Source organism: Aureimonas ureilytica DSM 18598 = NBRC 106430 (assembly GCF_000382705.1).
GTDB classification, from domain to species: domain Bacteria; phylum Pseudomonadota; class Alphaproteobacteria; order Rhizobiales; family Rhizobiaceae; genus Aureimonas; species Aureimonas ureilytica.
The window spans coordinates 327067-350279 of the sequence record NZ_ARQE01000001.1 but is presented as its reverse complement, the minus strand read 5'-3'; the positions used below and the strand labels follow the sequence as shown (position 1 = coordinate 350279).

Sequence of the window (23213 nt, the reverse complement as noted above, 5' to 3'; positions counted from 1 at the left end):
TCACGTGAAACAGCGCGGTCAATCCGCCCCCTCGTCGGGGATCGCGAGAATATGGCCGCAGGCCTTGCAATGGACGGCGTCCGGATCGTGCCGCTGCAGCGCGCATTGAGGGCAGGGAAAGAAGACCTTGTAGGGTTTGAAGAGGGCCTGCGCCAAGCGAACGAAGAGCGAGATGCCGACGATCATGGTGACGATCGAGGTCAGCTTGCCGGCCGTGCCCGGCAGGGTGATGTCGCCGAAGCCCGTCGTCGTCACGGTGGCGACCGTGAAGTAGAGCGCGTCGACATAGCCCTCCATGCCCGACCCCTCCTGCGCGAAGGCGGTGTAGACGAAGCCGGTGATGACGAAGAGGCAGGTCAGGAGATTGATCGCGGCGCGCCCGACATCCTCCCATTCCTGATAGCCGCGCCGGCGCAGCGAGCGCCAGAAGAGGTCCTTCTTCGACAGGGTCCAGAGCCGCAGGATGCGCAGGAAGCCGAGATTGGCGAGCCAGAGCGGGGCGAGCAGCGTCGCGAGCACGATGAAATCGACCCAGACCGTCGGCCGAGCGATCCAGCGGCGGAAGGAGCGCGCGGCGAGCGCCCGCGTGCCGAGATCGAGGATCAGCAGCACCGCGACGGAATAGTCGATCCAGAGAAAGCTCGGCTCCTCGGCAAGGACGGGCGCGAAGATGAAGAAGACGATGATCGCCAGATCGACGATCCCGACCGCCCATTGAAAGCGGACGTCCCGCGCCTCCTCGCCGATATAGAGCTCCCGCAGCCGGTCGCGCCACGCGGCGCGGTGGGAAGCGGATTTGGCCGAGGACGGCGACGAGACGGGGGGATGCGGAGCGACCATGGAGGCGATGTAGCGGAGCGACCGGGGGCTCGCCATGGCCGCCGGGCGGCGGGCCCGCGCATTTCCCGTCAGCGCCGCCGAGAGGTCGCCAGCCTCGCGCCTGTTCGGAGCGCCTGCGAGCGAGCCAAGCGGCTCGCTAGCGCTTCGGCCAGGTCCAGACCGGCCGCTCGCAATCCGGCGCCTGCGTCTCGCCAAAGCTCTTGTCGAGCCGCACCTCAGCGCAGCCGCCCGTCTCGCGCAACGCCTCGACCAGCGCCGCGCTGTGGCTGACGAGGACGATCTGCGTCTGTCGCGCGGCGGTGTTCAGAAGCTCCGCGAGCGGGGGCATGAGCGCGGGATGAAGGCTCGCTTCCGGCTCGTTCAGCACCATCAGCTCGGGCGGGCGCGGCGACAGGAGCGCGGCGGTGAGAAGCAGAAAGCGCAGCGTTCCGTCGGACAGTTCAGAGGGTCCGAGCGGGCGCAGAAGCCCGTGCTGGCGAAGCCGGAGGCCGGTCGGATCGTCCTCGAGGCTCGAGCCGGGAAAGGCGGCCTCGATCGTCCGGTCCAGCGCCGATGCATCGCCGATCGCGCGGATCGTGGCGATCGCGGCCCCGAGATCGGCGCCGTCGCCGGCGAGAACCGGCGTGTAGGTCAGGAGGCCGGGGCGGCGGGCCGGCGCGTCCGGGTCGGTGCGCAGCGCGTCGTAGAAGCGCCAGTCGCGCATGCGCTCGCGCATCGCCAGAAGCTCGAACCCATCCGCCGGATCGGCGCAATGCGTCACCATGCTGTCGAAGGGCGAGAGATCGTCCAGCGCGTCGCGCCATGCGCCGGTGTCCGAGGCGCGCAGCCGCACGAGCGCGTTGCGCCGTTCGGCAAAGAGCGAGACGCGCGACAGGCGCTCGCCCGTCCACATCGCCTCGCCCTTGATGACAGGATCGAGCGGAAAGGGGTTTTCGGGGCTCGGCATGCCCAGGTCGATCGCATAGCCATAGCTTTCGCCGGCAAAGCCGAGCCGCAGGCTCACCGGCCCTGAGCGCACGGTGCCCTGAACGGGAACGCGGCCCTCCCGCATGGCCCGGCCGATCGTCTCCGGCCCCGCCCAGAGCGCCGAGCCGAAGCCCCCTTCCCCCGCCAGCGTCGCGGCGAGCCGGCCCTGCGCGATCTCGGCCAGAAGCCGCAGCGCGCGATAAAGGCTGGTCTTGCCGCTGCCGTTGGCGCCCGTCACCAGCGTCAGCCGCCCGAGCGGGATCGCGAGATCGCGAAGCGAGCGATAGTTGGCGACGGCGAGTGTCGTGATCATCGGAGGCTCCTCGCGCCTGCGCCCGGACCGCATTCACCCCTGCAAGGGCTTGCAGAAGAACAGCGCCATCCGGAAGCGGCAAGCCCCTCGCGAGCGAACGCGCCCGCGACGCGCGCCTGTCAGGCCGGGATCGGCTGTCCGTCCCAGGCGAAGCAGCCGCCGCTCTCGTCCGGCGTGAGCGTGGCGAGAACGCGCAGGAGATGGCCGGCCGCCGCCTGCGGCGTCACGCGCGCGGCGTTGCGCGAGAACGGGTCGCTGAGTTGGGTTTCCACCGTGCCGGGATGCAGCGCCACGCAGAGCGCGGCAGGGTGGGTGCGCTTCAGCTCCAGGCTCAGCGTGCGCACGATCATGTTCAGCGCCGCCTTGGACGCGCGATAGCCGACCCAGCCGCCGAGCCGGTTGTCGGAAATCGAGCCGACGCGGGCCGAGAGCGCGGCGAAGACCGCCCGCCCCTCGCGCGGTAGAAGCGGCAGCATGCGCTTGGCGACCAGCGCCGGCCCGGTCGCGTTGACAGCGAAGAGGTGGGCGAAGGCGTCCGGCTCGATCTGCCGCCAGGTCTTTTCCGGCTGCACGCCCTCGCCATGCAGAAGCCCGGTCGCGACGATCACGAGGTCCGGCGCGCCGCCCGCCTTCACCCGCGCCGCCGCCGCCGCGATCGTGGCTTCGTCGAGAAGGTCGATGGACCCCGGCCGGATCAGGGGATGATCCGGCGCGCGGCCGGAGCGCGAGAAGGCCTCGACCTCCGATCCCCCTTCGGCCAGCGCAAACGCCAGAGCGCCGCCGACGCCCCCCGACGCGCCGACGACGACGGCCCGGCGAAACGCGCTCGCGCTCATGCGCCTACCAGCGCGTGGGCTTGGGATTGCGCTCGTCGAAATCCTTCTGGTGCCAATAGGGATAGACGGGCTCGCGATGCGAGGCCTTGTCGAGACGCTCGATCTGCTCGGGCGCAAGGCTCCAGCCGACCGCGCCGAGATTCTGCTTGAGCTGCTCCTCGTTGCGCGCGCCGACCACGATGTTGCACACGCCCGGCCGTTGCAGCAGCCAGTTCAGCGCGACCTGCGACACGCTCTTGCCCGTCTCGGCCGCCACCGCGTCCAGCGCGTCCACGACGTCATAGACATACTCGTCCGAGACCGGCGGCCCGCCGACCGCGCCGCCCGAGGCGATGCGCCCGCCCTTGTTCTCCTGCCCGCGCCGGATCTTGCCGGTGAGCCGGCCCCAGCCGAGCGGGCTCCAGACCATGAGGCCGACGCCCTGGTCGAGCCCGAGCGGCATCAGCTCCCATTCGTAGTCGCGCCCGATCAACGAATAATAGCCCTGATAGGCGACATAGCGGGCGAGCCCGTATTTCTCGGAGGTCGCCAGCGACTTCATCAGGTGCCAGCCGGAGAAGTTGGACGCGCCGATATAGGAAATCTTGCCGGCCGTGATCAGATCGTCCAGCGCGCGCAGCGTCTCGTCCACCGGGGTCGAGGCGTCGAACCCGTGCATGAAATAGACGTCGATATGGTCGGTCTCCAGCCGCTTCAGGCTCGCCTCGCAGGCGCGCACCAGATGGTGGCGCGAGGAGCCGACCTCGTTCGGTCCCTCCCCGTTGCGGAACGTCGCCTTGGTGGAGATCAGGACGCGCTCGCGCTTGCCCTTCAGCGCCTGCCCCAGCACCTCTTCCGACACGCCGCCGGAATAGATGTCGGCCGTGTCGAAGAAGTTGACGCCATGGTCGAGGCAGAGATCGACCATGCGCGCGGCGTCCGCCACATCCGTCGCGCCCCAGCGCTGGAAGAACTCGTTCGACCCGCCGAAGGTCGCCGTTCCCAGGCTGAGAGCGGGCACTTTCAGGCCCGATTGTCCGAACCGACGATACTCCATGGGGGCGCTCCTTCTCCGGGCCAGACATTTTCTTCGGCCAGACAGCGGCACGCGCCCGTCCAGCCATTGCAGGGCCGACTTAGGGTGCGCGGATGACAGCGGGAAGGGCGTCGAATGCGCGCCCGCCCAACCATCTTGCAGGCCAACGATCTTTCAAAAGACGGGCCGCGCGGGCGAACCAATGCCCGACTAACGAGTTTCAGACCGACAGGTGAACCCGCGAATTCGTCACAAGGGGTACGGAGCGTTGGACAAAAATCGTTTCGAAGGCAGCGCGCGCGAGTTGGGCGGCAAGCTGCAGAGCGCGTTCGGGGATGCGTTCGGCTCCGACAAGAACGCCGCCGAAGGCCGGCTTCGCCAGGCGGAAGGCGCCGCGCAGGACCTCTACGGTCAGGGCCGCGAGGCACTGCGCGATGCCTCGCACTACGCTTCCGACCTCTACGAGAACGCCGGCGCCTATGCCGAACGCGGCAGCAAGGTCGTTCGCCACAAGGTTCATCAGAACCCGCTCTCCGCCCTGCTGGTCGCCGGCCTGATCGGCTTCGTTCTCGGCCTCATCGCGCGCGACCGCGACTAAGAGCTGGGCGTCATCTCGAAGCCGGCGGGGCCGGGCGCAACGCCTCGGCCCCGCCGCTCGTCTCACGCGTCCGCGTCGAGGCTTTCCAGCACCACGTTGCCGTTGGTGTAGATGCAGATTTCGCCCGCGATCTTCATCGCGCGGCGCGCGATCTCCTCCGCGCCGAAATCCGTGTCGGCCAGCGCGCGCGCCGCCGCCAGCGCATAATTGCCGCCCGAGCCGATCGCCATCACGCCATTCTCCGGCTCCAACACGTCGCCATTGCCGGTCAGCGTCAGCGTCACGCTTTTGTCGGCGACGATCATCATCGCCTCCAGCCGGCGCAGATAACGATCCGTGCGCCAGTCCTTCGCCAGTTCCACGCAGGCGCGCGTCAGCTGGTCCGGATACTGCTCCAGCTTGGCCTCCAGCCGCTCCAAGAGCGTGAAGGCGTCCGCCGTCGCGCCCGCGAAGCCCGCGATCACCTGCCCGTTCTTGCCGAGCCGGCGCACCTTCTTCGCGTTGCCCTTCATCACCGTGTTGCCCAGCGAAACCTGCCCGTCGCCCGCCACCACGACCTTGCCGTTCTTGCGAACGGTCACGATCGTCGTGGAATACATCTGCGCGGGATCGTGCCGCTCCATCATGGTCTCATGCCCTTTGTCTCGAACTCACGGCCCCATATGGGTGGCCGAGGGCCCGCGCGCCAAGGGGGCGATGGCGGATGTCGAAGGCGGGGCTGCCGCCCCGGGCCCCGCTCGGGAAGGGCTTCCCGAACCCTTCCTTTCTTTTGGGACCTTCTTTCCGAGATTGGGCGGGGCCAGCGGCCCCGCCCAATCTCGGACACATGCGCCAAGAGAGTGGAGGGGTGCAGGGGAAATCATTTCCCCTGCCGGGGTGCAGGGGCAGCGCCCCTGCCCTCGCCCATCCACCATCACGCCCCTTGGCACACGGGCCTCGGCCCCTGTAGGAAGCCCGGGAGTGGAAGACGAAGGGGCAGGATCATGGGCGTGACGGCGGGTCGGCGCGACGGGGCGGTGGATCGGGCGACGAAGGAGACGCAGATCCGCGTTCATGTGGATCTCGACGGCCAGGGCCGGGCGACGACCTCCACGGGCGTCGGCTTCTTCGACCATATGTTGGACCATCTGGCGCGCCATTCGCTCATGGACATCCGGGTCGAGGCCAAGGGCGATCTGCATGTGGACGACCATCACACGGTGGAGGATGTCGGCATTGCGCTGGGTCAGGCGATCCGGCAGGCGATGGGCGAGCGGCGCGGCATCCGGCGCTATGCCTCGCTGGATCTGGCGATGGACGAGACCCTGACGCGCGCGGCGGTGGACGTGTCGGGCCGGCCGTTTCTGGTGTTTCGCACGCGCTTTCCGACCGAGAAGATCGGCACGTTCGACACGCAGCTCGTGCGCGAGTTCTTCCAGGCCTTCGCCATGAACGCCGGACTGACGCTGCACATCGAGACGCTCTACGGCGAGAACTCGCACCACATCGCCGAGACCTGCTTCAAGGCGGTGGCGCGGGTGCTGGGCGATGCCTTGCAGATCGACCCGCGACAGGCCGATCTCGTGCCCTCCACCAAGGGCGTCCTCGCATGACGGACCGGCTGACATGAAGCGGTTTCGCGTCTTCGAGCCGCCGGCCCCGGCCGAGAGCGAGTGGGACGACGCGTCGGTGGAGGACGGGCGCGGGATCGCGCGGGCCGGCGAGGCGGCGGACGCGGTCGAGGCCGACGGCGCGAACGCCCCGGCGGAGCCGATCCGGCCGGAGGGTCGAACGGGCTTTGCGGCCAGCGAGAAGGCGCTGTTTCTGCGTGATGGGTTTTCGCTCGTCGCCTTCGTGGTTCCCGTGATCTGGCTTCTGTGGCAGCGCCTGTTTCTCGCCGCCATCGCCGTCTTCGCGCTGGAGGTCCTGATCGGCTGGCAGGCGGGCGCGACGGGCTTCGGCTTGGCCGCCGCCGTGCTGCCGCTTCTGATCGGGCTTCTCGTGGCGCTGGAAGGCCCGAGCCTCAAGGCCTGGAAGCTTCGGCGGCAGGGCTGGCGCGAGACGGCGGCCCTGATGGCGAGCGACCGGGCCGAGGCCGAAATCCGCTATTATGCGCGCATGGCGGCTGGCGGAGAGGATGGGATTCGAACCCACGGTCTTTCCCCTGCCGCGCCCCTGACTTCCGACGAGAGCCGCCCCTTCGGGCCAGCCCCCTCCCCCCTTTCGGACAAGAGCTGATGCCGACACTTGCGATCATCGACTATGGCTCGGGCAATCTGCGCTCAGCCACCAAGGCCTTCGAGCGCGCCGCCCTCGAGGCCGGTCTCGACATGGACATTCGCCTGACGGATGACCCGGAGGTGGTGCGCGGGGCCGACCGCGTGGTTCTGCCGGGCGTCGGCGCCTATGCCGATTGCCGGGCGGGCCTGCGCGCGGTGCCGGGCATGGAAGAGGCGCTGCGCCACGCCGTGGACACGCAAGGGCGGCCGTTCCTGGGCATCTGCGTCGGCATGCAGCTCATGGCCGAGCGCGGGCTGGAAAAGACGATCACAGAAGGCTTCGGCTGGATTTCCGGGGATGTCGAGCCGATCGTGCCGAGCGATGCCAGCTTGAAAGTGCCGCAGATCGGCTGGAACACGATCGAGCTGCGCCACGCCCATCCGATCCTCGAGGGCATTCCGACCGGCGAAGGCGGCTTGCACGCCTATTTCGTCCATTCCTACCACCTCGTGCCGCGCGACGAGGCCCAGGTGATCGCGACCGTCGACTATGGCGGCCCGGTCACGGCGATCGTCGCTAATGGCAACAAGGTCGGCACGCAGTTCCACCCCGAAAAGAGCCAGACGCTCGGTCTCGCCCTCATCGCCAACTTCCTGAAGTGGAAGCCCTGATGCCCATTCTCTTTCCCGCCATCGACCTGAAGGATGGCGAATGCGTGCGCCTGAAGCTCGGGCTGATGGAGGAGGCGACGGTCTACAACGCCGATCCGGCGGATCAGGCCGAGGCGTTTCGCGCGCAGGGCTTCACGCATCTTCACGTCGTCGATCTCAACGGCGCCTTCGAGGGGCGCGCGGTGAATGCCGGCGCGGTGGACGCGATCCTCGGTGCGGTCGGCACCGACATGAAGGTGCAGCTCGGCGGCGGCATCCGGCGGATGGAGGATATCGAGCGCTGGCTGGACAAGGGCCTGTCGCGCGTCATCCTCGGCACGGTCGCGGTGCGCGATCCCGATCTGGTGCGCGAAGCCGCGCAGCGCTTTCCGGGGCGCGTCGCGGTCGGCATCGACGCCAAGGGCGGCTATGTCGCGGTGGAAGGCTGGGCGGAATCCTCGACGCTGACGGCCATCGACCTCGCCCGCCGCTTCGAGGATGTCGGCGTGTCCGCGATCATCTACACCGATATCGACCGCGACGGCATTCTCGCCGGCATCAACTGGGATTCGACCATCGAGCTCGCCCGCGCCGTCGGCATTCCGGTGATCGCCTCCGGGGGCCTCGCCTCGATGGAGGATATCGAGCGTCTGGCCGGCCCTGACGCCGCGATCCTGGAAGGCGCGATCAGCGGCCGCGCGCTCTATGACGGGCGCATCGACCCCACTGAAGCGCTGGCGCGGCTGGCCCGGGCCTGACGGGACTCGCCGGAGTTCGAATGCGAAAAGGCAGGCGCCCCCGCGAGCGCCTGCCTTTTTTCTATCGCCTAGGGCCGCTCGCTCAGGACGCCTTGACCTTGGCGAGCATGTCGCGGTGCATTTCGAGGGTCGGCAGCGTCTTGGCCGCGAAATCCTTCACCGGACCCGCCTCGCCGTTCTCGGCATAGCCCTGGAACAGACCGATCGATTCCTCGTGCGCGGCGCCCTGCTGCTGGATGTAGAGCGCGTTGAACTGGGTGCCGGAGGCGGCGCGCAGCTCTTCGAGCATCCGCTCGTGCTTGGGGTCGAGGCGCTCGGGCATCGCCGTCTTCGGGCCGGAGGCCAGCGCGGCCTTCAGCTCGGCCGTGGCCTTGGTGTGGTCGTCGATCATGTGCTGGGCGAAGCGCTTCACCTCGGCGCTCTGCGACTTCTCCAGCGCCATGCGGCTCGATTCGATCTCGTACATGTTGGACGAGACGGCCATGGGCACGAATTCGTCCTGCGTGGTCGCCGCCTTCATCTTGGTCGGCGAGCCGGCGGCGGGCGTCACGGCCTGCTGGGCCTGCACCGCGACGGGCATGGCGAGCAGGGTGGACAGGGCCGCCAAAGCAATGATCTTCTTCATGGAAATCCTCGAAATCTCAGAACCGGCGCCGCGCCGGCGTTCGAGGAGCAAACGGACCGTTTCCGGCCCCGTTCCGAAAGAGCTTTCAGCTTTTGTTAAGCCAGACACGCTGTTTCACGTGAGACAGGAGCGGGGGGCAAGGCTTCGGCCGCGCTTGCGCCTTCGCCCCGACCCGGCGATAAGCACCGGCGACGGGGACGAGATGTCGCCCCATTCCCGGTTGCCCGGATAAGGTTCGCGCGATGACGCTGAAGGCTCGCATCATTCCCTGTCTCGACGTCAAGGACGGCCGGGTGGTCAAGGGCGTCAATTTCGAGGGGCTGGTGGATGCCGGCGACCCGGTGGAAGCGGCGCGGCGCTACGATGCGGCCGGGGCGGACGAGCTTTGCTTTCTCGACATCACGGCCTCTTCCGACAATCGCGAGACGATCTTCGACGTCGTCGCCCGCACGGCGGAAGCCTGCTTCATGCCGGTGACGGTGGGCGGGGGCGTGCGCGAGGTCGCCGACATCCGCAAGCTGCTGCTCGCCGGGGCCGACAAGGTCTCGATCAACACGGCGGCGGTGAAGCGGCCGGAATTCGTCGCCGAGGCCGCCGACAAGTTCGGCAACCAGTGCATTGTCGTCGCGATCGACGCGAAGCGTGTGTCCAGCCCCGAAGACGTATCGCGCTGGGAAATCTTCACCCATGGCGGGCGCACGCCGACGGGCATCGACGCGGTGGAGTTCGCGCGGCGCGTCGTGGCGCTGGGCGCGGGCGAAATCCTTCTCACCTCCATGGACCGTGACGGCACCAAGGCGGGCTTCGACATCGAGCTGACGCGCGCCGTGTCGGACGCCGTGTCCGTGCCGGTAATCGCCTCGGGGGGCGTCGGCTCGCTCGATCATCTGGCCGCCGGCGTGTTGCAGGGCGGCGCGGCGGCGGTGCTCGCGGCCTCGATTTTCCACTTCGGGACCTATACGATCGCGCAAGCCAAGGATCACATGGCCAAGGCCGGCATTCCCATGCGTCTCGACGCGGCCCCGGCCGCGCGGCGCGCTTCCTGACCCCGCCCGGCGGACCGCCCCAAGCGATCCGCCGCCGGACCGAACCCCCTGCCCGGATCTGATTGACGATGTTCACGCTTGCCGAGCTCGAAACCATCGTCGCCGCGCGCGCCCGCTCGGACGACCCCACTTCCTACACCGCCAAGCTCGCCGCGCGCGGCCTGCCGAAAGCTGCGCAGAAGCTCGGCGAGGAGGGCGTGGAAACCGTGATCGCGGCGATCAGCGAGGACGACGCGGCGCTGACCGGCGAAGCGGCCGACCTTCTCTACCATCTCCTCGTGGTGCTCCACCTGCGTGGGCTTCCGCTCGCCTCCGTGATGGACGAGCTGCAGCGCCGCACGGCGCAGACCGGGCTTCAGGAAAAGGCGGCGCGCCCGCTCGCCGGGGCTTGAGCGCGATGGACACGCGGCTGCCCAATCCCGCGCATTCGCCCTATCGCTTCTTCTCGGCGGCGGAATGGGCGACCTTCCGGGGCCGCGAGGCGCTGACGCTCAGCGAGGACGAGGTGCGCCGCCTGCGCTCGATGGGCGACCGGATCGATCTGGGCGAAGTGGAGCGCATCTATCTCGCCATGTCGCGCCTTCTCTACGCGCATGTGGAATCCTCGCAGACCCTGTTTCGCCAGCGCCGCCGCTTCCTGCGCGGCTCGGAGCAGACCAAGACGCCCTTCGTGATCGGCATCGCCGGCTCGGTGGCGGCGGGCAAGAGCACCACGGCTCGTATCCTCAAGGAGCTTCTGGCGCGCTGGCCCGGCACGCCCAAGGTCGATCTCGTGACGACCGACGGGTTCCTGTTTCCCAATGCCGTTCTGGAAGCCGAAGGGCTGATGCAGCGCAAGGGCTTTCCCGAAAGCTACGATGTCGGCGCCATCCTGCGCTTCCTCTCGGACATCAAGGCCGGCGTGCCCCGCGTCACGGCGCCCGTCTATTCGCATTTCGTCTATGACGTCGTGTCGGGCGAGCAGGTGACGGTGGACCAGCCGGACATCCTGATCTTCGAGGGGCTGAACGTGCTTCAGGTCCGCGACATGCCCAAGGACGGCAAGTTCATTCCCTTCGTGTCGGACTTCTTCGACTATTCGATCTATATCGACGCCGATATCGAGGACCTGCACCGCTGGTATGTCGCGCGCTTCATGCGCCTGCGCGAAACCGCCTTCCGCGAGGAAGCCTCGTTCTTCCATCGCTATTCGAAAATCTCGGAAGACGAAGCGCTCGAGGTCGCCAACCGGCTCTGGACGACGATCAACGAGCGGAATCTCTACGAGAACATCCTGCCGACCCGGCCGCGCGCCGACCTGATCCTGCGCAAGGGCGGCGACCATCTCGTGGAGGAAGTGGCGCTGCGCAACATCTGAGCGCCGCGGCGGGGGCGGATGCGGCGAGGTCCTGCCTCTCCCTTAACCATAACCAAGATTTAAGATTGCGAAGGCGGGCTCCGATCTTTCATTCCTTGGTTGTGTTCTCGTTCAGAACTCCAACCGAGGGACGAAAGGAAAGGCGGGATGCTGGAACGCAGGGCCAAGGCGCGGCGGCGCGTGTGCTACCAGGGCTCGGTCACCGCCGGTTTCAGCGACCCGGTCTTGAGCGTCCATATCCGGGACCTGTCGGAAACCGGTGCGCAGGTGCGCCTGCCCGAAGGCGCCCTGCCCGGCCGCCGGATCGCCCTGCGCGTCGACCGCACGAACCGCCTCTACGACGCCGAGGTGGTCTGGCGCGCGATGGAAATCTACGGCCTGCGCTTTCGGCATCCCGGCGACGAGGCCGGCGAAGCGGCGGGCGGCGCGGGTTTCGAGAGGTGGCGCCGCGCTTCCTTTTAACCCCTCATCCCCGCGCCCATTCGCGCAGGTCCGTCACCAGAAGGCCGGGCGCTTCCAGCGCCGCGAAATGGCCGCCATAGGGCATCTCGGTCCAGCGCGATACGGCAAAGCCCCGCTCCGCATAGGAGCGCGGCGGCCAGGGATGGAGGGGATCGCCGGGGAAGCAGGCGAAGGCGGTCGGCACCTCGATCCGCTCGCCCGGCCTCAACTGCCGAAGCCCCTTGCGCGCCGCCTCGCTGTAATAGCGGATCGAGGAATGGAGCGCCCCGGTCAGATGATAGATCATCGCCGTGTCGATCAGCTCGTCCGGCGTGAACACCGCCTCGAAGGGCCGCGTTCGCTGGTCCGACCAGTCGTGGTAGCGCTCCCAGATCCAGCTCGCCTGCCGCATCGGGTCCTCGCCGACCAGCCAGGACAGGCTTTGCGGCCTGGAGCCCTGAAGGTGGCGATAGGCGCCCATCTCGCGCTCGATCTCCCGCATCCGCGCCGCCCAGTCGCGCTCGCCCTCGCTCGCCGGCTCGCCTTCGGGCTGCGGGAAGACCATGGTGAGATGGATCGCCTCGAGGCTTTCGGGGTGGCGCAGCGCCAGAAGCGAGGTGACGAGCGCGCCCCAGTCGCCGCCATGGGCGCGATAGGTCCGGTAGCCGAGAACCTCGCGCATCAGCCGGTCGAGGAGATCGGCCGTGCGGGCCTGGTCCACGGTCTCAGTCGGATGGTCGGAATAGCCGAAATTCGGCAGGCTCGGGATCACCAGATCGAAGGCGTCCTCGGACCGGCCGCCGAAGCGCGAGGGATAGGCGAGCGGCTCGGCCACGCGCCAGAACTCGCGAAACGAGCCCGGCCAGCCATGCGTCAGGAGAAGCGGGCGCCGCCCGCCGCTTTCGCCGAGCAGATGCACGAAATGCAGGCCCACCCCGTCGATCGTGGCGCGGAACTGCGAATAGCGGTTGAGCCGCGCCAGCGCCTCTTCGCGCCTGTAATGCGCCAGCCAGTGATCGCGCATCTCGCGCAGGAAGGCGGGGTCGCAGCCCATGGCCCAGCCCTCGCCGGGCGGCGCGGGGGCGAACTCAAAGGCCCGCACGCGCTCGCGCACGGTTTCGAAGGCTTCGGGCGTCCAGTCGATCTCGAACGGCGTCATGGGGGCGATCCTCGTGTCCGCGAAGGAGACGAGGAAGGAGGCGCTCGGGTTGCACCGATGAGCGCCACCGAACGGCGCGCGCGGCGGCAGGGTCCCGTTCGATCTTTCCACCACGGCCCGCCGCCCCATTTTCTCGTCGCGGCAAACCTTGGCTCCGTGTTGACATGACCCGACCTTCGCCCTACTGCCGCCCGACTTCGCGAAAGGGACCTGACCGCGCATGACGATCGACCTCAACCGACGGGACCTCATGATGGGTCTTGCCGCGCTCGGCCTGGCGGGCAAGACCAAGCTGGCCCTGGCGCAGGACAGCGGCCTCACCTTCGACGCGCCGCGCCCCTTCTCCTTCGACCGGCTGGTCGAGGAGCAGCGCCAGCTCGCCGCTCAGGCCTATGTGCCCGAAGTGCCGCGCGCCGCCGACGTGTTGGAGCGGATCGATTTCGACCAGCATTGGCGCATCAAGTACAAGGCGGAGAACACCCTCCAGCTGAACGACGGCAAGGCGCCGATCCGCTTCTTCCATCTGGGCCGCTACTTCAAGCTGCCGGTCGGCATCCATGTCGTGGAGAACGGACAGGCGCGCACGCTGCGCTACGACCCGAACCTCTTCCAGATTCCCGACGACAGCCCCGCCAAGGAACTCCCCGGCGATATCGGCTTTGCCGGCTTCCGCGTTCTGGAGCCGGGTTCGGAAGCGGACTGGCTGGCCTTTCTGGGCGCCGCCTATTTCCGCACGTCCGGCGAGGACAACCAGTTCGGCATGTCCGCCCGCGCGCTCGCCATCGACGTCGCCATGCCGACGCCCGAGGAGTTTCCGCGCTTCACGGATTTCTATCTGGAGCCCTCGGCGGACGGGCGCCTCGTCATCACCTGCGCGCTCAACAGCCCCCGCGTCGCCGGCGTCCTGCGCATGGACGTCAAGAAGGGCGGGCCGATCGTCATGGACATCCAGGCCCGCTATTTCGCGCGCGACGACATCGCCCGCTTCGGCATCGCGGCCCTGACCTCGATGTACTGGTATTCCGAGACCGACAAGCAGCGCCGCATCGACTGGCGGCCGGAGGTCCACGATTCCGACGGTCTGGCGCTCTGGACCGGGGCGGGCGAGCGCATCTGGCGCCCGCTCAACAACCCCAACTCTGTCATGACCTCGACCTTCACGTCCAACAATCCCAAGGGCTTCGGCCTTCTGCAGCGGGACCGCGACTTCAAGAACTACGAGGATGACGGCGTGTTCTACGAGCGCCGCGCCAGCGTCTGGGTCCAGCCCAAGGGCGACTGGGGGCCGGGCGCCGTGCAGCTCGTGGAAATCCCGACCGACGACGAGATCCACGACAACATCGCCGCCTACTGGCTGTCCGAGAAGCCGGTGAAGAAGGGCGATGCGATCAGCATCGACTACGATCTCTACTGGGCCAATGCCGAGCCCTTCCCGGGCGATGTCGGCAAGGTCGTGGCGACGCGCCTCGGGCGCGGCGGCGTGGCCGGTCAGGCCCGCCCGGCGGGCGTCACCAAGATCGTGGTGGATTTCGACGGCGGCCTCGTCGCCGGGCTCGACCGCTTCGCCAAGGGCGTGAAGCCGGTGGTCACCGCCTCGCGCGGCACGCTCAGCAATATCGACGCCTATTCGATCAAGGTCGGCACCGCCTGGCGCGTGACCTTCGACGTCACGGCCGAAGGCGGCGATCCGGTGGAGCTGCGCCTGTTCCTGCGCCAGGGCGACACGATCCTGACCGAAACCTGGGCTTACCAGTTCCTGCCGCTTCCCGCGCCCCGGAGCTGACGCTGCGAGGGGGGTGGGGCGCGAGCCTCGTCCCCCGCATCCCTGTGCCCTTGAGGTTCGGCGCGGATTGGAAGGCCGTTCACGCGCCCGAACCGCTTCGCGGCGAATTTAGGCGAGCATTGAAATGATCGCGCTTTGCACGTAACCCTCGCGTCCGGCATTGGCACAGGGTTTCCGTTGGTGCAGTTGAACGATCGGCTGGCCGCCTTGGCCGCGCATACGGGTGCGTTGATCGCGATCTACGATCCGGGCGGACGCATCGCCTACGCGAACGAGGCGTTTCGCGAGGCCTTCTTCCTGGAGCCGGACGAGACGCCGCTCTGGGTCGATCTCATGCGCCGCAACCATGCCGCCGGTCGCGGTCCGCGCGTGTCGCATCCCGACTTCGAGTTCTGGCTCTCGTCCTGCCTGTCGCGCCGCGGCACCATGCCGAGCCTTTCCATGGAAACCGACCTTCTGGACGGGCGCTGGCTGTCGATCACCGAATCCACCATGCCGGACGGCTGGATGCTGTTCGTCGGCTGCGACGTGACCCGGCAGCGCCAGACCGACCGCCTGCTTCGTCAGGAACGCGACATCGCCTGGAAATTCGCCCATACGGACGAGCTGACCGGCATTTCCAACCGGCGGCACGTCCACACGACCTTCGCCGCGCTGGTGGAGCGCGGGCGGGGGGTCGGCGAAGCGCTCGGCTGCGTGGCGCTTCTCGACATCGACTTCTTCAAGCAGATCAACGACCGCTTCGGCCATCAGGTGGGCGACGACGTGCTGGTGGAGATCGCCCGGCGCATCCCCTCGCTCCTGCGCACCTGCGACGCGTTCGGGCGCATGGGCGGCGAGGAGTTCATGCTGATCCTGCCCCATGTCACGGCCCAAGAGGGGCTGGCGATCCTCGGCCGGGTGCTCGACCACCTGCGCGAAAGCCGCTTCGTGCCCGACGATCCGACCTATCGCGTCACCTGCTCGGCCGGTTTCACCACGATCCATCCGGGCGAGCCGATGGAGGCGGTGTATTCGCGCGTCGACCGCGCGCTCTACGAAGCCAAGCGCACGGGCCGTGACCGGATCGTCCCGCTGGAGCGCGAGCCCGCCGCCCTCGCCTGACGCCCCGCCCGGCGCCCCTGCCCGGCGCCCCCTGCCCGACGCTTTGTCGCAGGCCCGCCGCGCCGCGCGGCCCTATCTCGCGTCCGTCGGGCTTCGGCATGGGAGACGGGAATGCGCATGAGCGGACGGGATCGAAACCGAAGGGACGGGCACCGATGACGACGCTCGTCACGGTGCTGCGCGGCGGCGGCCGCTACACGCCGCTCTGGGTGGAGCGCCTCTGGGCGGGCGCGCGGCGCCACGCGCCGGGCTTCAAGCGCTGTCTCTGCCTCACCGACATGGCCTTTGCGATCGAGGGCGTCGAGCGCATCCCGCTGCGGGAGGACTGGCCGGTCTGGTGGTCCAAGATGGAAGCGCTGCGCGGCGGGCTGGTGGAGGGCACGGCGGTTCTGTGCGATCTCGACACGGTGATCTCGGGCGACGCCTCGGCGCTGACGGAGCCGGGTCTCTGCGCCATGGAGGACCATTTCCACAAGACCCGCGTGTCGAGCGCGCTTCTGCGCTGGGAGGGCGATCAGCTCGGCTTCATCCACGACACGTTCCGCGCGGACCCTGAGCGCTGGATGCGGCCGGGCTCCTGCGGCGCGGTGCCGAACGCCGTGCATGGCGATCAGGTGGTGATCGACCATCTCCTGCGCGAGCGGGGCCTTCGCCCCGATTTCTTCCAGGCGCGCCATCCCGGCCTTCTCGACTTCTACGACCCGGCCAATCCCCATCCCGGCCCGGTTCTCGTCTTCATCGGCGACGCCAAGCCCGATCTTGCCCTTGAGCCCGTCGCCTCGCTCTGGCGCGGGGAGGGACGCGTCAGCTCGGGCGCACCCGCCGCAGCGTGAGATTGATCCGCCCGCCCTTGGGCAGCAGCGTGGATGTGCCGGGGTACACACGGTCCACGCCATGAAACGCGAGGCGGCTCTCGCCGCCGAGCACCAGCACGTCGCCGGACTTCAGACGAAACGAGCGCGTCGGATCGCTGCGCTCCAGCCCGCCCAGCCGAAACAGCGCCTCGTCGCCAAGCGAGACGGAGACGACAGGCGCGGCGAGGTCCGCCTCGTCCTTGTCCTGATGCAGGCCGAGCTTGGCTGATCCGTCGTAGAAGTTCACGAGACAGGCTTCCGGCGGCGCGGGCGAGCCGGACACCTCGTTCCAAAGCTGCAAAAGCACGGGCGGGATGGTCGGCCAGGGCGCGCCGGTTTCGGGATGGTCCGGCTGGTAGCGGTAGCCCGCACGGTCCGACACCCAGCCGAGCGGCCCGCAATTGGTCATGCGCACCGAGAAGGGCTTTCCCGTGCGGGGCATGGCGGGGCGATAAAGCGGGGCCTCGGCGACGACGGCACGGATGGCCTCCACCAGCTCTTCCTGCGCCGCGCGCCCGAAGAAGCCCGGCCAAAAGTGCACGCCCGGCTGAAGCTCCATCATCGGTCTGCCCTCTATCATCCCGGAGGACATAGGCGCCGAGCCGACGCTCCGCCACCCGGAAAGCCCGAGCGGCTCAAGAGGCAGAGCGTGGCGGCGGGCAGACCCTATGCTGGCCTACGAGAGGTAGCCGAGCTGCGCGGCGAGCGCCACGGCATGGGTGCGGTTCGACGCGTCGAGCTTGCGCGTGGCGGAGGTCAGATATTGCGAGATCGTGTGCTCGGAGAGCTTCAGGATCGTGCCGATCTCGGAGGAGGTCTTGCCGAGCATGGCGAGCTTCAGGCAGTCGCGCTCGCGCCCCGTCAGGGGGTTGTTGCGCCGGTTCTCCTCGAAGCGGATGCAGCTCAGCATCCCGAAGGCGCTGAAGGCGACGAGATGCAGCGCGTCGGCGGCGTCCTCGTCGATCGGCGGCCCCGCCCCGAAGAAGCACAGGACGCCGTTGAAGCCGGTCAGCCCGTGGACGGGGCAATACACGCCCGACAGCGTGCCGCTGGCGCCCAGGAAGCGCGCCGGAGCGCTCATGTCGGCGTCGTCGGGATCGTAGCCGTAGAGCGTCTCGGCGTCCCAGACGAGGGGCAGGACGCCGCCCCGCAGGGCGCGCAGGACCGGAGAATAGCGATGCAGCCCGTTGCGCTCGAAGCCGCGCCGGAAATCCTCGCTCCAGTTCGACAGGAGAAGGCGCATTTCCGCGCCCGCCTCGTCGGTGGACGGGATGGTCAGAAGCGCGAAATGCGAAAAGCCGTAGAGGCCGGCCACCTTTTCGAGGCCGGCCATCAGACCGTCTGCTGTCCAGGGGCGGGAAATGGTCTGTGAGAGCGGTTCGAGCGTCGTCTTCATTCCGGGCGCGCGTCTCCGCTCGAACGGTGCGGGGCAGAGGAAGTGCAAGCCATCTCGATCCCTTCCGAAGACCTTCGTCTCGTTCGACCTTGTCCCGCCGCGCCGAAGCTCGGCCATCTCGGCAAGTTAGTCTTACTTATCTGCAAATTTGACGCGGTTCGACCCCCGAAACGCCATAAACTCTGTGGTCACTTCCGCTTTAGTTAAGCGTCGTTTTAACCTTTGCCACGGATCGGTCCGACCTGGGCGGCTCGGCGATGCGACCGGCCTGGCCAACCGGACGCCGGGCCGGCAAGGCTCGGGCGACGCCATCCCCCAGATCGCCTCTGGCACGACGCCTTCGGGCTCCCCATCTCCTGCCTTGCGTCCTTCCGCCCGGAACCGATCCGGCGACCAGCACGAGATTTCGAACGAGCATGACCGACTTTTCCCCCCGCGAGATCGTTTCCGAACTCGACCGGCATATCATCGGGCAGCGCGAAGCCAAGCGCGCGGTGGCTGTGGCCCTGCGCAACCGCTGGCGCCGTCAGCAGCTCCAGGGTTCGCTCCGCGAGGAGGTGAGCCCGAAGAACATCCTGATGATCGGGCCGACCGGCGTCGGCAAGACCGAGATCTCGCGCCGCCTCGCCAAGCTCGCCGGGGCGCCCTTCCTCAAGGTCGAGGCGACGAAGTTCACCGAGGTCGGCTATGTCGGCCGCGACGTGGAGCAGATCATCCGCGATCTCGTGGAGATCGGCATCGGCCTCGTGCGCGAGAAGAAGCGCGCCGAGGTCCGCGCCAAGGCCCATGCGGGCTCGGAAGAGCGCGTGCTCGACGCGCTCGTCGGCAAGACCGCTTCGCCCGCCACGCGCGACAGTTTCCGCAAGCGCCTGCGCGCCGGCGAGCTGGACGACAAGGAAATCGACATCGAGGTGGCCGACACGTCCAACCCGCTCGGCGGCATGGACATTCCCGGCATGCCGGGCGCCAATATCGGCGTGCTCAACCTCTCCGAGATGTTCGGCAAGGCGATGGGCGGGCGCACCAAGACGCGGCGCACCACGGTCAAGGAAAGCTACGAGCTTCTGATCGGCGAGGAATCCGACAAGCTCCTCGACAACGAGGCGCTCGTTGCCGACGCCATCGCGGCGGTCGAGAACAACGGCATCGTCTTCCTCGACGAGATCGACAAGATCGCCAACAAGGACGGCATGGGCGGCGGCGCGGGCGTCAGCCGCGAGGGCGTGCAGCGCGATCTCCTGCCGCTCGTGGAAGGCACGACCGTCGCCACCAAGCACGGGCCGGTGAAGACCGATCATATCCTCTTCATCGCGTCGGGCGCCTTCCACGTCGCCAAGCCTTCCGACCTCCTGCCCGAGCTTCAGGGCCGTCTGCCGATCCGCGTCGAGCTGCGCGCGCTCACCAAGGACGATTTCCGGCGCATCCTGACGGAGACCGAAGCCTCGCTCATCAAGCAGTATGTCGCGCTGATGAAGACCGAGAATGTCGAGCTGGAGATCACCGACGACGCGATCGACGCCATCGCCGATCTTGCCGTGTCGCTGAACGGCACGGTCGAGAATATCGGCGCGCGCCGGCTGCAGACGGTGATGGAGCGCGTTCTCGACGACATTTCCTTCGAGGCGCCGGACAAGGGTGGCCAGAGCTATCGCGTCGACGCCACCTATGTGCGCAAGGCGCTGGACGGCATCGCCGGCAATGTGGACCTGTCGCGCTTCATTCTCTGAGCGCCTAACAAAATCTCCGGGCGGAGGATGGTCGAGAGATTTTCGTCCGTGGGCAAGGAGCGAAGCGCAGTCGATGCCGGCGGCATCGGCGAGCATTCGCGACAAAGACCATGGCGAAAAGATCCGACCAGCCGACCCCGCGAGATTTTTGTTAGGAGCTCTAAGCGCCGCGTCCCCTCCGACAACCGAAGCCGCGTCCGAAAGGGCGCGGCTTTTTCGTGTCGGTTTTTTGCCTTTGAGAGCGCGTTCAAATCGGGGCCGGGGAGATGGCGCGGCAAGCCGGGGGCGCCGGACGATGCGTCGAGGCGGTTCGCCCGAAGGCTCTGATGCGCCATCGCAAAGCGGTGGACCCGCCGCGCCTGAACGGTGCCACAACGATTCTCATGAGACGGACCGCCCCCGGCCACCCGCGTTGCCCTGCCGATTTTCCCGCAGTGCAACGGCTTGACGCAGGCCTTTAGCCTGACACAAATCGGCCCCCCGCGCCTTCCCTGGCGCCTTTTTGGTCCGATCCCATGCCCCGCACCCTGCCTTTCGAAACCGCTCTGGAGACCGTGGGCACCGGCCCCTTCCAGAAACGGCTGCTTCTGACCTTCGGCCTCGTCTGGGCCGCCGACGCCATGCAGGTGCTGGCGATCGGCTTCACGGTCGTCTCGATCGCCGCGAGCTTCGGCCTGTCCGTGCCGCAGGCGCTTCAGACCGGGACGCTGTTCTTTCTGGGCATGCTGGTCGGCGCCTTCGTCTTCGGGCGGTTGGCGGACCGGATCGGGCGGCGCAACGTCCTGATCATCACCATTCTCCTCGACGCCGTGTTCGGCATCGCCTCGGCCTTCGCGCCGGACTTCACCTGGCTGCTCGCGCTGCGCTTCCTCACCGGGCTCGGCGTCGGCGGCACGCTGCCGGTGGATTACGCGATGATGGCCGAGTTCCTGCCGCCGAAAAAGCGCGGGCGCTGGCTGGTCATGCTGGAAGGCGCCTGGGCGCCCGGCACGGTTCTGGTGGCGCTGGCCGCCCTCGCCGTGCAGCAGAGCGGCGCGGCCGAGCCCTGGCGCGTCCTGTTCCTGATCACCGGCCTGCCGGCCGTGATCGGCCTGTTCATCCGCCTCTGGGTGCCCGAATCCCCGATGTATCTCCTGCGCCAGGGCCGGACGGCGGAAGCGCGCGCGATCCTCGACACGATGGCCGCGCGCAACGGCACCACGCTGCCGGAGGGCGAGCTGGTCCTGCCCGCCGAGCGCCAGGGCGGCTCGATCTTCTCGGCCGCGCTGCGCGGCGTCACCCTGCCGATCCTCGTGGTCTGGCTGCTCGTGTCCATGAGCTATTACGGCGTCTTCGTCTGGCTCCCGGTGCAGCTCGCCGGCCAGGGCTTCGGCTTCGTGCGCGGGCATCTCTTCCTGGTGCTGGTGGCGCTGGCGCAGATTCCCGGCTATGCGCTCGCCGCCTATGGCGTGGAGCGCTGGGGCCGCAAGCCGACGCTGATCGGCTTCCTCGTCCTCAGCGCGCTCGGCTGCGGCCTCTACGCGCTGGGCCTCAATGCCGCTCTCGTGACCACGGCGACGCTTCTCATGAGCTTCGCGCTGCTCGGCACCTGGGGCGCGCTCTACGTCATCACGCCGGAACTCTACCCGACCGAGCTTCGCGCGACGGGCATGGGCAGCGCCGGGGCCATGGCGCGGCTCGGTGGGCTTCTCGCCCCTTCGCTGCTGGCGCCCGTGATGGCGGCGAGCTTTGCCGGCGCGCTCGCGCTCTATGCCGCGCTGCTTCTGGTGGCGGCCTTCGCGGTGACGCGGATCGGCGTCGAGACGCGCAACCGCGCGCTCGCCTGACGAGGATAAACAGGATCGCCGGGCCGCTCAGGCGGCCCGGATCGCCTCGGCGCGGGGCGCGTCCACCCCGAAGGGGCGCAGGAACAGGCGTCCCGTGCGGTCGGCCTCCAGAACGCTGCCGGGCGGGATGACCTGCCAGCCGGCCATGCCCGTGCCGCAGGGCTCGGAGGCGACGAGCACGCTCGTCCCCTCGCTGCGGGCATAGAGCGAGGGCGGCTTGTCGTCGCTCGCCCAGCGAAAGGCGAAGAGCCGCTCGCCATCGGAATGCACGGCGGCAAAGCGCACCGGCTCATCCGACGACGCGGCACGGCGCATCGCCTCGATCTCGCCCAGCGTATCGCGAAAGGCGGCGACCGGATCGTTTTCGAGACCGCGGCTCAGCGCGGCCAGGAAGATCGCCTCGGAATCGCAGGTGCCCTTGCGCGAAGGGTAAAGCGCGTCGGAAATCATGCCCTCGACCCGCCGGCGCAGGCCCGCATAGCCGCCGATCTGGCCATTGTGCATAAAGAGCTGCTGGCCATGGGCGAAAGGGTGGCAATTGCTGGTGGAGACGCCGCCGCTGGTGGCCGCCCGTACATGGGCCAGAAACAGGCCGGAGCGGATCTGGCGGCAGAGCGAGGTGAGATTGGCGTCCGACCAGGCCGGCAGGATGCCGCGATAAAGGCCCGGCTCCAAGCGCTCGCCATACCAGCCGAGGCCGCAGCCATCCCCGTTCACCACGGTGCGCGCCTCGCGCGCGGCCATGGATTGCGACACGAGGGAGCCTTCCGGGCGGATCAGGAGATCTTCCAGAAAGAGCGGCGTCCCGGCATAGGCGAGAAGGCGGCACATGGGCTGGCAATCCAAGGCGAATGCGGCAGATGTCGGGCCGAGCCGGAGGCCCGGCCGTCCCGATCGCCAAGGGCGCGGGGTGGAGAGCCTGACGCTCCCGCCGCCCGCGCCGTCAGCGACAGTTCAGCCTAGGCCGCAACGCGTTCGCGAAGCTTGGCATTGTCGGTCCATGTGACGGTTTCGCGAGCCGCCTCGCCGAGCGCGAAGCGCACCGCCGCCGCCGCGTGGATTTCCGTCGAGCAGACGCCCGGCAGGGCCAGCGCGTCGGGGCGCACCAGAAGCCCGATCTCGGTGCAGCCGAGGATCACGCTGTCGGCGCCCGCCGCGCGGCCGCGCTCCACCACCGCCTCGAAGCCGCGCCGCGAGGCCGGATCGACATGGCCGGCGCAAAGCTCCTCGAAGATGACGCGGTGAACGAAGGCGCGGTCGGCCGCGTCCGGCACGAGCGGGCGGAAGCCGGTCGCCGCTTCCATCCGGTCGGCATAGAAGCCGTGTTCCATCGTGTAGGCCGTGGCGAGAAGCAGCGGGCGCGAGAAGCCGGCCCGGCTCAGCGTCGCGCCGGTCTCATGGATGATGTCGATGAGCGGGATCGACACGGCGGCCTGAACCTCGGCCGAGACGAGATGCATCGTGTTGGTGCAGATCAGCACGCAATCCGCGCCGGCCCGCTCCAGACGCCGGGCGCTGTCGGCCAGCATCTCGGCCGCCAGATCCCAGCGGCCCGCCTTCTGAAGCGCCACCACGGCGGAGAAGTCGAGCGAGTGAAGCAGGATGTCGGCCGAAGCGAGCGAGCCGCGCGCCGCGCGCACCGCCTCGTTGGCAAGGCGATAATAGGTGGCGGTGGATTCCCAGCTCATGCCGCCGATCAGCCCGATGCGCTTCATCTCGT

General features: G+C 68.4%; 25 protein-coding genes. 14 read left to right on the top strand and 11 right to left on the bottom strand.

What is annotated here, in order from left to right; translation table 11 throughout:
* Positions 1 to 18 precede the first annotated feature (18 nt).
* The 4 genes from B146_RS0101650 to B146_RS0101635 all read right to left on the bottom strand — a co-directional run bounded on the left by B146_RS0101650 (position 19) and on the right by B146_RS0101635 (position 3991).
* Complete coding sequence (locus B146_RS0101650) at positions 19 to 840, bottom strand: potassium channel family protein (RefSeq protein ID WP_040408179.1); 822 nt, start codon at positions 838 to 840, stop codon at positions 19 to 21.
* A 136-nt stretch (positions 841 to 976) separates the two neighbouring features.
* Complete coding sequence (locus tag B146_RS0101645; protein WP_019994668.1) at positions 977 to 2119, bottom strand: AAA family ATPase; 1143 nt, start codon at positions 2117 to 2119, stop codon at positions 977 to 979.
* Between the two features lie 119 nt (positions 2120 to 2238).
* Complete coding sequence (locus B146_RS0101640) at positions 2239 to 2955, bottom strand: SDR family NAD(P)-dependent oxidoreductase (protein WP_019994667.1); 717 nt, start codon at positions 2953 to 2955, stop codon at positions 2239 to 2241.
* Between the two features lie 4 nt (positions 2956 to 2959).
* A complete protein-coding gene (locus B146_RS0101635; protein ID WP_019994666.1) occupies positions 2960 to 3991 on the bottom strand; it encodes an aldo/keto reductase in 1032 nt (343 codons plus the stop codon).
* 247 nt (positions 3992 to 4238) lie between these two features.
* On the opposite strand from B146_RS0101635, the gene B146_RS0101630 reads away from it, so the two are divergent.
* Positions 4239 to 4568 (top strand): CsbD family protein, encoded by a 330-nt coding sequence (locus tag B146_RS0101630; RefSeq protein WP_019994665.1) that lies wholly within the window; start codon positions 4239 to 4241, stop codon positions 4566 to 4568.
* A gap of 62 nt (positions 4569 to 4630) precedes the next feature.
* Here the strand turns inward: B146_RS0101630 and hslV are convergent, their stop codons facing one another.
* On the bottom strand, positions 4631 to 5194 hold the full coding sequence (gene hslV, locus B146_RS0101625) for an ATP-dependent protease subunit HslV (RefSeq protein ID WP_019994664.1): 564 nt from the start codon (positions 5192 to 5194) through the stop codon (positions 4631 to 4633).
* Positions 5195 to 5551: 357 nt separating this feature from the next.
* On the opposite strand from hslV, the gene hisB reads away from it, so the two are divergent.
* Genes hisB through hisA form a run of 4 tightly spaced genes read left to right on the top strand, consistent with a single transcriptional unit; the run spans position 5552 to position 8175 of the window.
* Positions 5552 to 6160, top strand: coding sequence for an imidazoleglycerol-phosphate dehydratase HisB (hisB, locus tag B146_RS0101620; protein ID WP_019994663.1), 609 nt, complete (start codon positions 5552 to 5554; stop codon positions 6158 to 6160).
* Between the two features lie 13 nt (positions 6161 to 6173).
* On the top strand, positions 6174 to 6785 hold the full coding sequence (locus B146_RS27490; RefSeq protein ID WP_019994662.1) for a DUF2628 domain-containing protein: 612 nt from the start codon (positions 6174 to 6176) through the stop codon (positions 6783 to 6785).
* The gene (gene hisH / locus B146_RS0101610) at positions 6785 to 7438 is read left to right on the top strand and encodes an imidazole glycerol phosphate synthase subunit HisH (RefSeq protein WP_019994661.1); all 654 of its coding nucleotides are present in this window, start codon (positions 6785 to 6787) and stop codon (positions 7436 to 7438) included. The genes B146_RS27490 and hisH overlap by 1 nt, the downstream gene beginning before the upstream one ends.
* Complete coding sequence (gene hisA, locus B146_RS0101605) at positions 7438 to 8175, top strand: 1-(5-phosphoribosyl)-5-[(5-phosphoribosylamino)methylideneamino]imidazole-4-carboxamide isomerase (protein ID WP_019994660.1); 738 nt, start codon at positions 7438 to 7440, stop codon at positions 8173 to 8175. Before hisH ends, hisA begins: the two co-directional genes overlap by 1 nt.
* A gap of 82 nt (positions 8176 to 8257) precedes the next feature.
* Here the strand turns inward: hisA and B146_RS0101600 are convergent, their stop codons facing one another.
* The gene (locus B146_RS0101600; protein WP_019994659.1) at positions 8258 to 8800 is read right to left on the bottom strand and encodes a DUF4142 domain-containing protein; all 543 of its coding nucleotides are present in this window, start codon (positions 8798 to 8800) and stop codon (positions 8258 to 8260) included.
* A 242-nt stretch (positions 8801 to 9042) separates the two neighbouring features.
* Between B146_RS0101600 and hisF the strand changes: the two genes are divergently transcribed.
* The 4 genes from hisF to B146_RS0101580 all read left to right on the top strand — a co-directional run bounded on the left by hisF (position 9043) and on the right by B146_RS0101580 (position 11665).
* On the top strand, positions 9043 to 9846 hold the full coding sequence (hisF, locus tag B146_RS0101595) for an imidazole glycerol phosphate synthase subunit HisF (RefSeq protein WP_019994658.1): 804 nt from the start codon (positions 9043 to 9045) through the stop codon (positions 9844 to 9846).
* A gap of 62 nt (positions 9847 to 9908) precedes the next feature.
* Positions 9909 to 10238 carry a phosphoribosyl-ATP diphosphatase gene (locus B146_RS0101590; protein WP_026358236.1) on the top strand — a complete coding sequence of 110 codons (330 nt, stop codon included), beginning with the start codon at positions 9909 to 9911 and terminating at the stop codon, positions 10236 to 10238.
* Between the two features lie 5 nt (positions 10239 to 10243).
* Entirely contained in the window at positions 10244 to 11203 is a 960-nt protein-coding gene (gene coaA, locus B146_RS0101585; RefSeq protein WP_019994656.1) for a type I pantothenate kinase, read from the top strand.
* A 147-nt stretch (positions 11204 to 11350) separates the two neighbouring features.
* Positions 11351 to 11665, top strand: a complete 315-nt coding sequence (locus B146_RS0101580; RefSeq protein WP_019994655.1) for a PilZ domain-containing protein — start codon at positions 11351 to 11353, stop codon at positions 11663 to 11665.
* 4 nt (positions 11666 to 11669) lie between these two features.
* Here the strand turns inward: B146_RS0101580 and B146_RS0101575 are convergent, their stop codons facing one another.
* Positions 11670 to 12803, bottom strand: a complete 1134-nt coding sequence (locus B146_RS0101575; protein WP_040408176.1) for an epoxide hydrolase family protein — start codon at positions 12801 to 12803, stop codon at positions 11670 to 11672.
* A gap of 220 nt (positions 12804 to 13023) precedes the next feature.
* Here B146_RS0101575 and B146_RS0101570 point away from each other — a divergent pair, with 220 nt between their 5' ends.
* The 3 genes from B146_RS0101570 (at position 13024) to B146_RS0101560 (ending at position 16523) form a co-directional block, all read left to right on the top strand.
* Entirely contained in the window at positions 13024 to 14586 is a 1563-nt protein-coding gene (locus B146_RS0101570) for a glucan biosynthesis protein (protein ID WP_019994653.1), read from the top strand.
* A gap of 180 nt (positions 14587 to 14766) precedes the next feature.
* The gene (locus tag B146_RS0101565; RefSeq protein WP_244498134.1) at positions 14767 to 15690 is read left to right on the top strand and encodes a GGDEF domain-containing protein; all 924 of its coding nucleotides are present in this window, start codon (positions 14767 to 14769) and stop codon (positions 15688 to 15690) included.
* 155 nt (positions 15691 to 15845) lie between these two features.
* Positions 15846 to 16523 (top strand): hypothetical protein, encoded by a 678-nt coding sequence (locus tag B146_RS0101560; protein ID WP_019994651.1) that lies wholly within the window; start codon positions 15846 to 15848, stop codon positions 16521 to 16523.
* Here B146_RS0101560 and B146_RS0101555 read toward each other — a convergent pair.
* Both B146_RS0101555 and B146_RS0101550 read right to left on the bottom strand, forming a co-directional pair.
* Positions 16495 to 17106 carry an alpha-ketoglutarate-dependent dioxygenase AlkB family protein gene (locus B146_RS0101555; RefSeq protein ID WP_019994650.1) on the bottom strand — a complete coding sequence of 204 codons (612 nt, stop codon included), beginning with the start codon at positions 17104 to 17106 and terminating at the stop codon, positions 16495 to 16497. The genes B146_RS0101560 and B146_RS0101555 overlap by 29 nt on opposite strands.
* A gap of 114 nt (positions 17107 to 17220) precedes the next feature.
* Positions 17221 to 17940, bottom strand: coding sequence for a helix-turn-helix transcriptional regulator (locus tag B146_RS0101550; RefSeq protein WP_019994649.1), 720 nt, complete (start codon positions 17938 to 17940; stop codon positions 17221 to 17223).
* A 416-nt stretch (positions 17941 to 18356) separates the two neighbouring features.
* Here B146_RS0101550 and hslU point away from each other — a divergent pair, with 416 nt between their 5' ends.
* A complete protein-coding gene (hslU, locus tag B146_RS0101545) occupies positions 18357 to 19667 on the top strand; it encodes an ATP-dependent protease ATPase subunit HslU (RefSeq protein WP_019994648.1) in 1311 nt (436 codons plus the stop codon).
* A gap of 515 nt (positions 19668 to 20182) precedes the next feature.
* Positions 20183 to 21493 carry an MFS transporter gene (locus B146_RS0101540; RefSeq protein ID WP_019994647.1) on the top strand — a complete coding sequence of 437 codons (1311 nt, stop codon included), beginning with the start codon at positions 20183 to 20185 and terminating at the stop codon, positions 21491 to 21493.
* A 27-nt stretch (positions 21494 to 21520) separates the two neighbouring features.
* On the opposite strand, the gene B146_RS0101535 is transcribed toward B146_RS0101540, so the two are convergent.
* Positions 21521 to 22324 carry a class II glutamine amidotransferase gene (locus tag B146_RS0101535; protein WP_019994646.1) on the bottom strand — a complete coding sequence of 268 codons (804 nt, stop codon included), beginning with the start codon at positions 22322 to 22324 and terminating at the stop codon, positions 21521 to 21523.
* Positions 22325 to 22452: 128 nt separating this feature from the next.
* Positions 22453 to 23208 carry an aspartate/glutamate racemase family protein gene (locus B146_RS0101530; protein WP_019994645.1) on the bottom strand — a complete coding sequence of 252 codons (756 nt, stop codon included), beginning with the start codon at positions 23206 to 23208 and terminating at the stop codon, positions 22453 to 22455.
* Positions 23209 to 23213 lie beyond the last annotated feature (5 nt).

Coding starts and splice junctions, on each gene's coding strand:
- B146_RS0101650 (WP_040408179.1), bottom strand. CDS start 840: ATGGTCGCTCCGCATCCCCCCGTCTCGTCGCCGTCCTCGGCCAAATCC.
- B146_RS0101645 (WP_019994668.1), bottom strand. CDS start 2,119: ATGATCACGACACTCGCCGTCGCCAACTATCGCTCGCTTCGCGATCTC.
- B146_RS0101640 (WP_019994667.1), bottom strand. CDS start 2,955: ATGAGCGCGAGCGCGTTTCGCCGGGCCGTCGTCGTCGGCGCGTCGGGG.
- B146_RS0101635 (WP_019994666.1), bottom strand. CDS start 3,991: ATGGAGTATCGTCGGTTCGGACAATCGGGCCTGAAAGTGCCCGCTCTC.
- hslV (WP_019994664.1), bottom strand. CDS start 5,194: ATGATGGAGCGGCACGATCCCGCGCAGATGTATTCCACGACGATCGTG.
- hisB (WP_019994663.1), top strand. CDS start 5,552: ATGGGCGTGACGGCGGGTCGGCGCGACGGGGCGGTGGATCGGGCGACG.
- B146_RS27490 (WP_019994662.1), top strand. CDS start 6,174: ATGAAGCGGTTTCGCGTCTTCGAGCCGCCGGCCCCGGCCGAGAGCGAG.
- hisH (WP_019994661.1), top strand. CDS start 6,785: ATGCCGACACTTGCGATCATCGACTATGGCTCGGGCAATCTGCGCTCA.
- hisA (WP_019994660.1), top strand. CDS start 7,438: ATGCCCATTCTCTTTCCCGCCATCGACCTGAAGGATGGCGAATGCGTG.
- B146_RS0101600 (WP_019994659.1), bottom strand. CDS start 8,800: ATGAAGAAGATCATTGCTTTGGCGGCCCTGTCCACCCTGCTCGCCATG.
- hisF (WP_019994658.1), top strand. CDS start 9,043: ATGACGCTGAAGGCTCGCATCATTCCCTGTCTCGACGTCAAGGACGGC.
- coaA (WP_019994656.1), top strand. CDS start 10,244: ATGGACACGCGGCTGCCCAATCCCGCGCATTCGCCCTATCGCTTCTTC.
- B146_RS0101580 (WP_019994655.1), top strand. CDS start 11,351: ATGCTGGAACGCAGGGCCAAGGCGCGGCGGCGCGTGTGCTACCAGGGC.
- B146_RS0101575 (WP_040408176.1), bottom strand. CDS start 12,803: ATGACGCCGTTCGAGATCGACTGGACGCCCGAAGCCTTCGAAACCGTG.
- B146_RS0101570 (WP_019994653.1), top strand. CDS start 13,024: ATGACGATCGACCTCAACCGACGGGACCTCATGATGGGTCTTGCCGCG.
- B146_RS0101560 (WP_019994651.1), top strand. CDS start 15,846: ATGACGACGCTCGTCACGGTGCTGCGCGGCGGCGGCCGCTACACGCCG.
- B146_RS0101555 (WP_019994650.1), bottom strand. CDS start 17,106: ATGATGGAGCTTCAGCCGGGCGTGCACTTTTGGCCGGGCTTCTTCGGG.
- B146_RS0101550 (WP_019994649.1), bottom strand. CDS start 17,940: ATGAAGACGACGCTCGAACCGCTCTCACAGACCATTTCCCGCCCCTGG.
- hslU (WP_019994648.1), top strand. CDS start 18,357: ATGACCGACTTTTCCCCCCGCGAGATCGTTTCCGAACTCGACCGGCAT.
- B146_RS0101540 (WP_019994647.1), top strand. CDS start 20,183: ATGCCCCGCACCCTGCCTTTCGAAACCGCTCTGGAGACCGTGGGCACC.
- B146_RS0101535 (WP_019994646.1), bottom strand. CDS start 22,324: ATGTGCCGCCTTCTCGCCTATGCCGGGACGCCGCTCTTTCTGGAAGAT.
- B146_RS0101530 (WP_019994645.1), bottom strand. CDS start 23,208: ATGAAGCGCATCGGGCTGATCGGCGGCATGAGCTGGGAATCCACCGCC.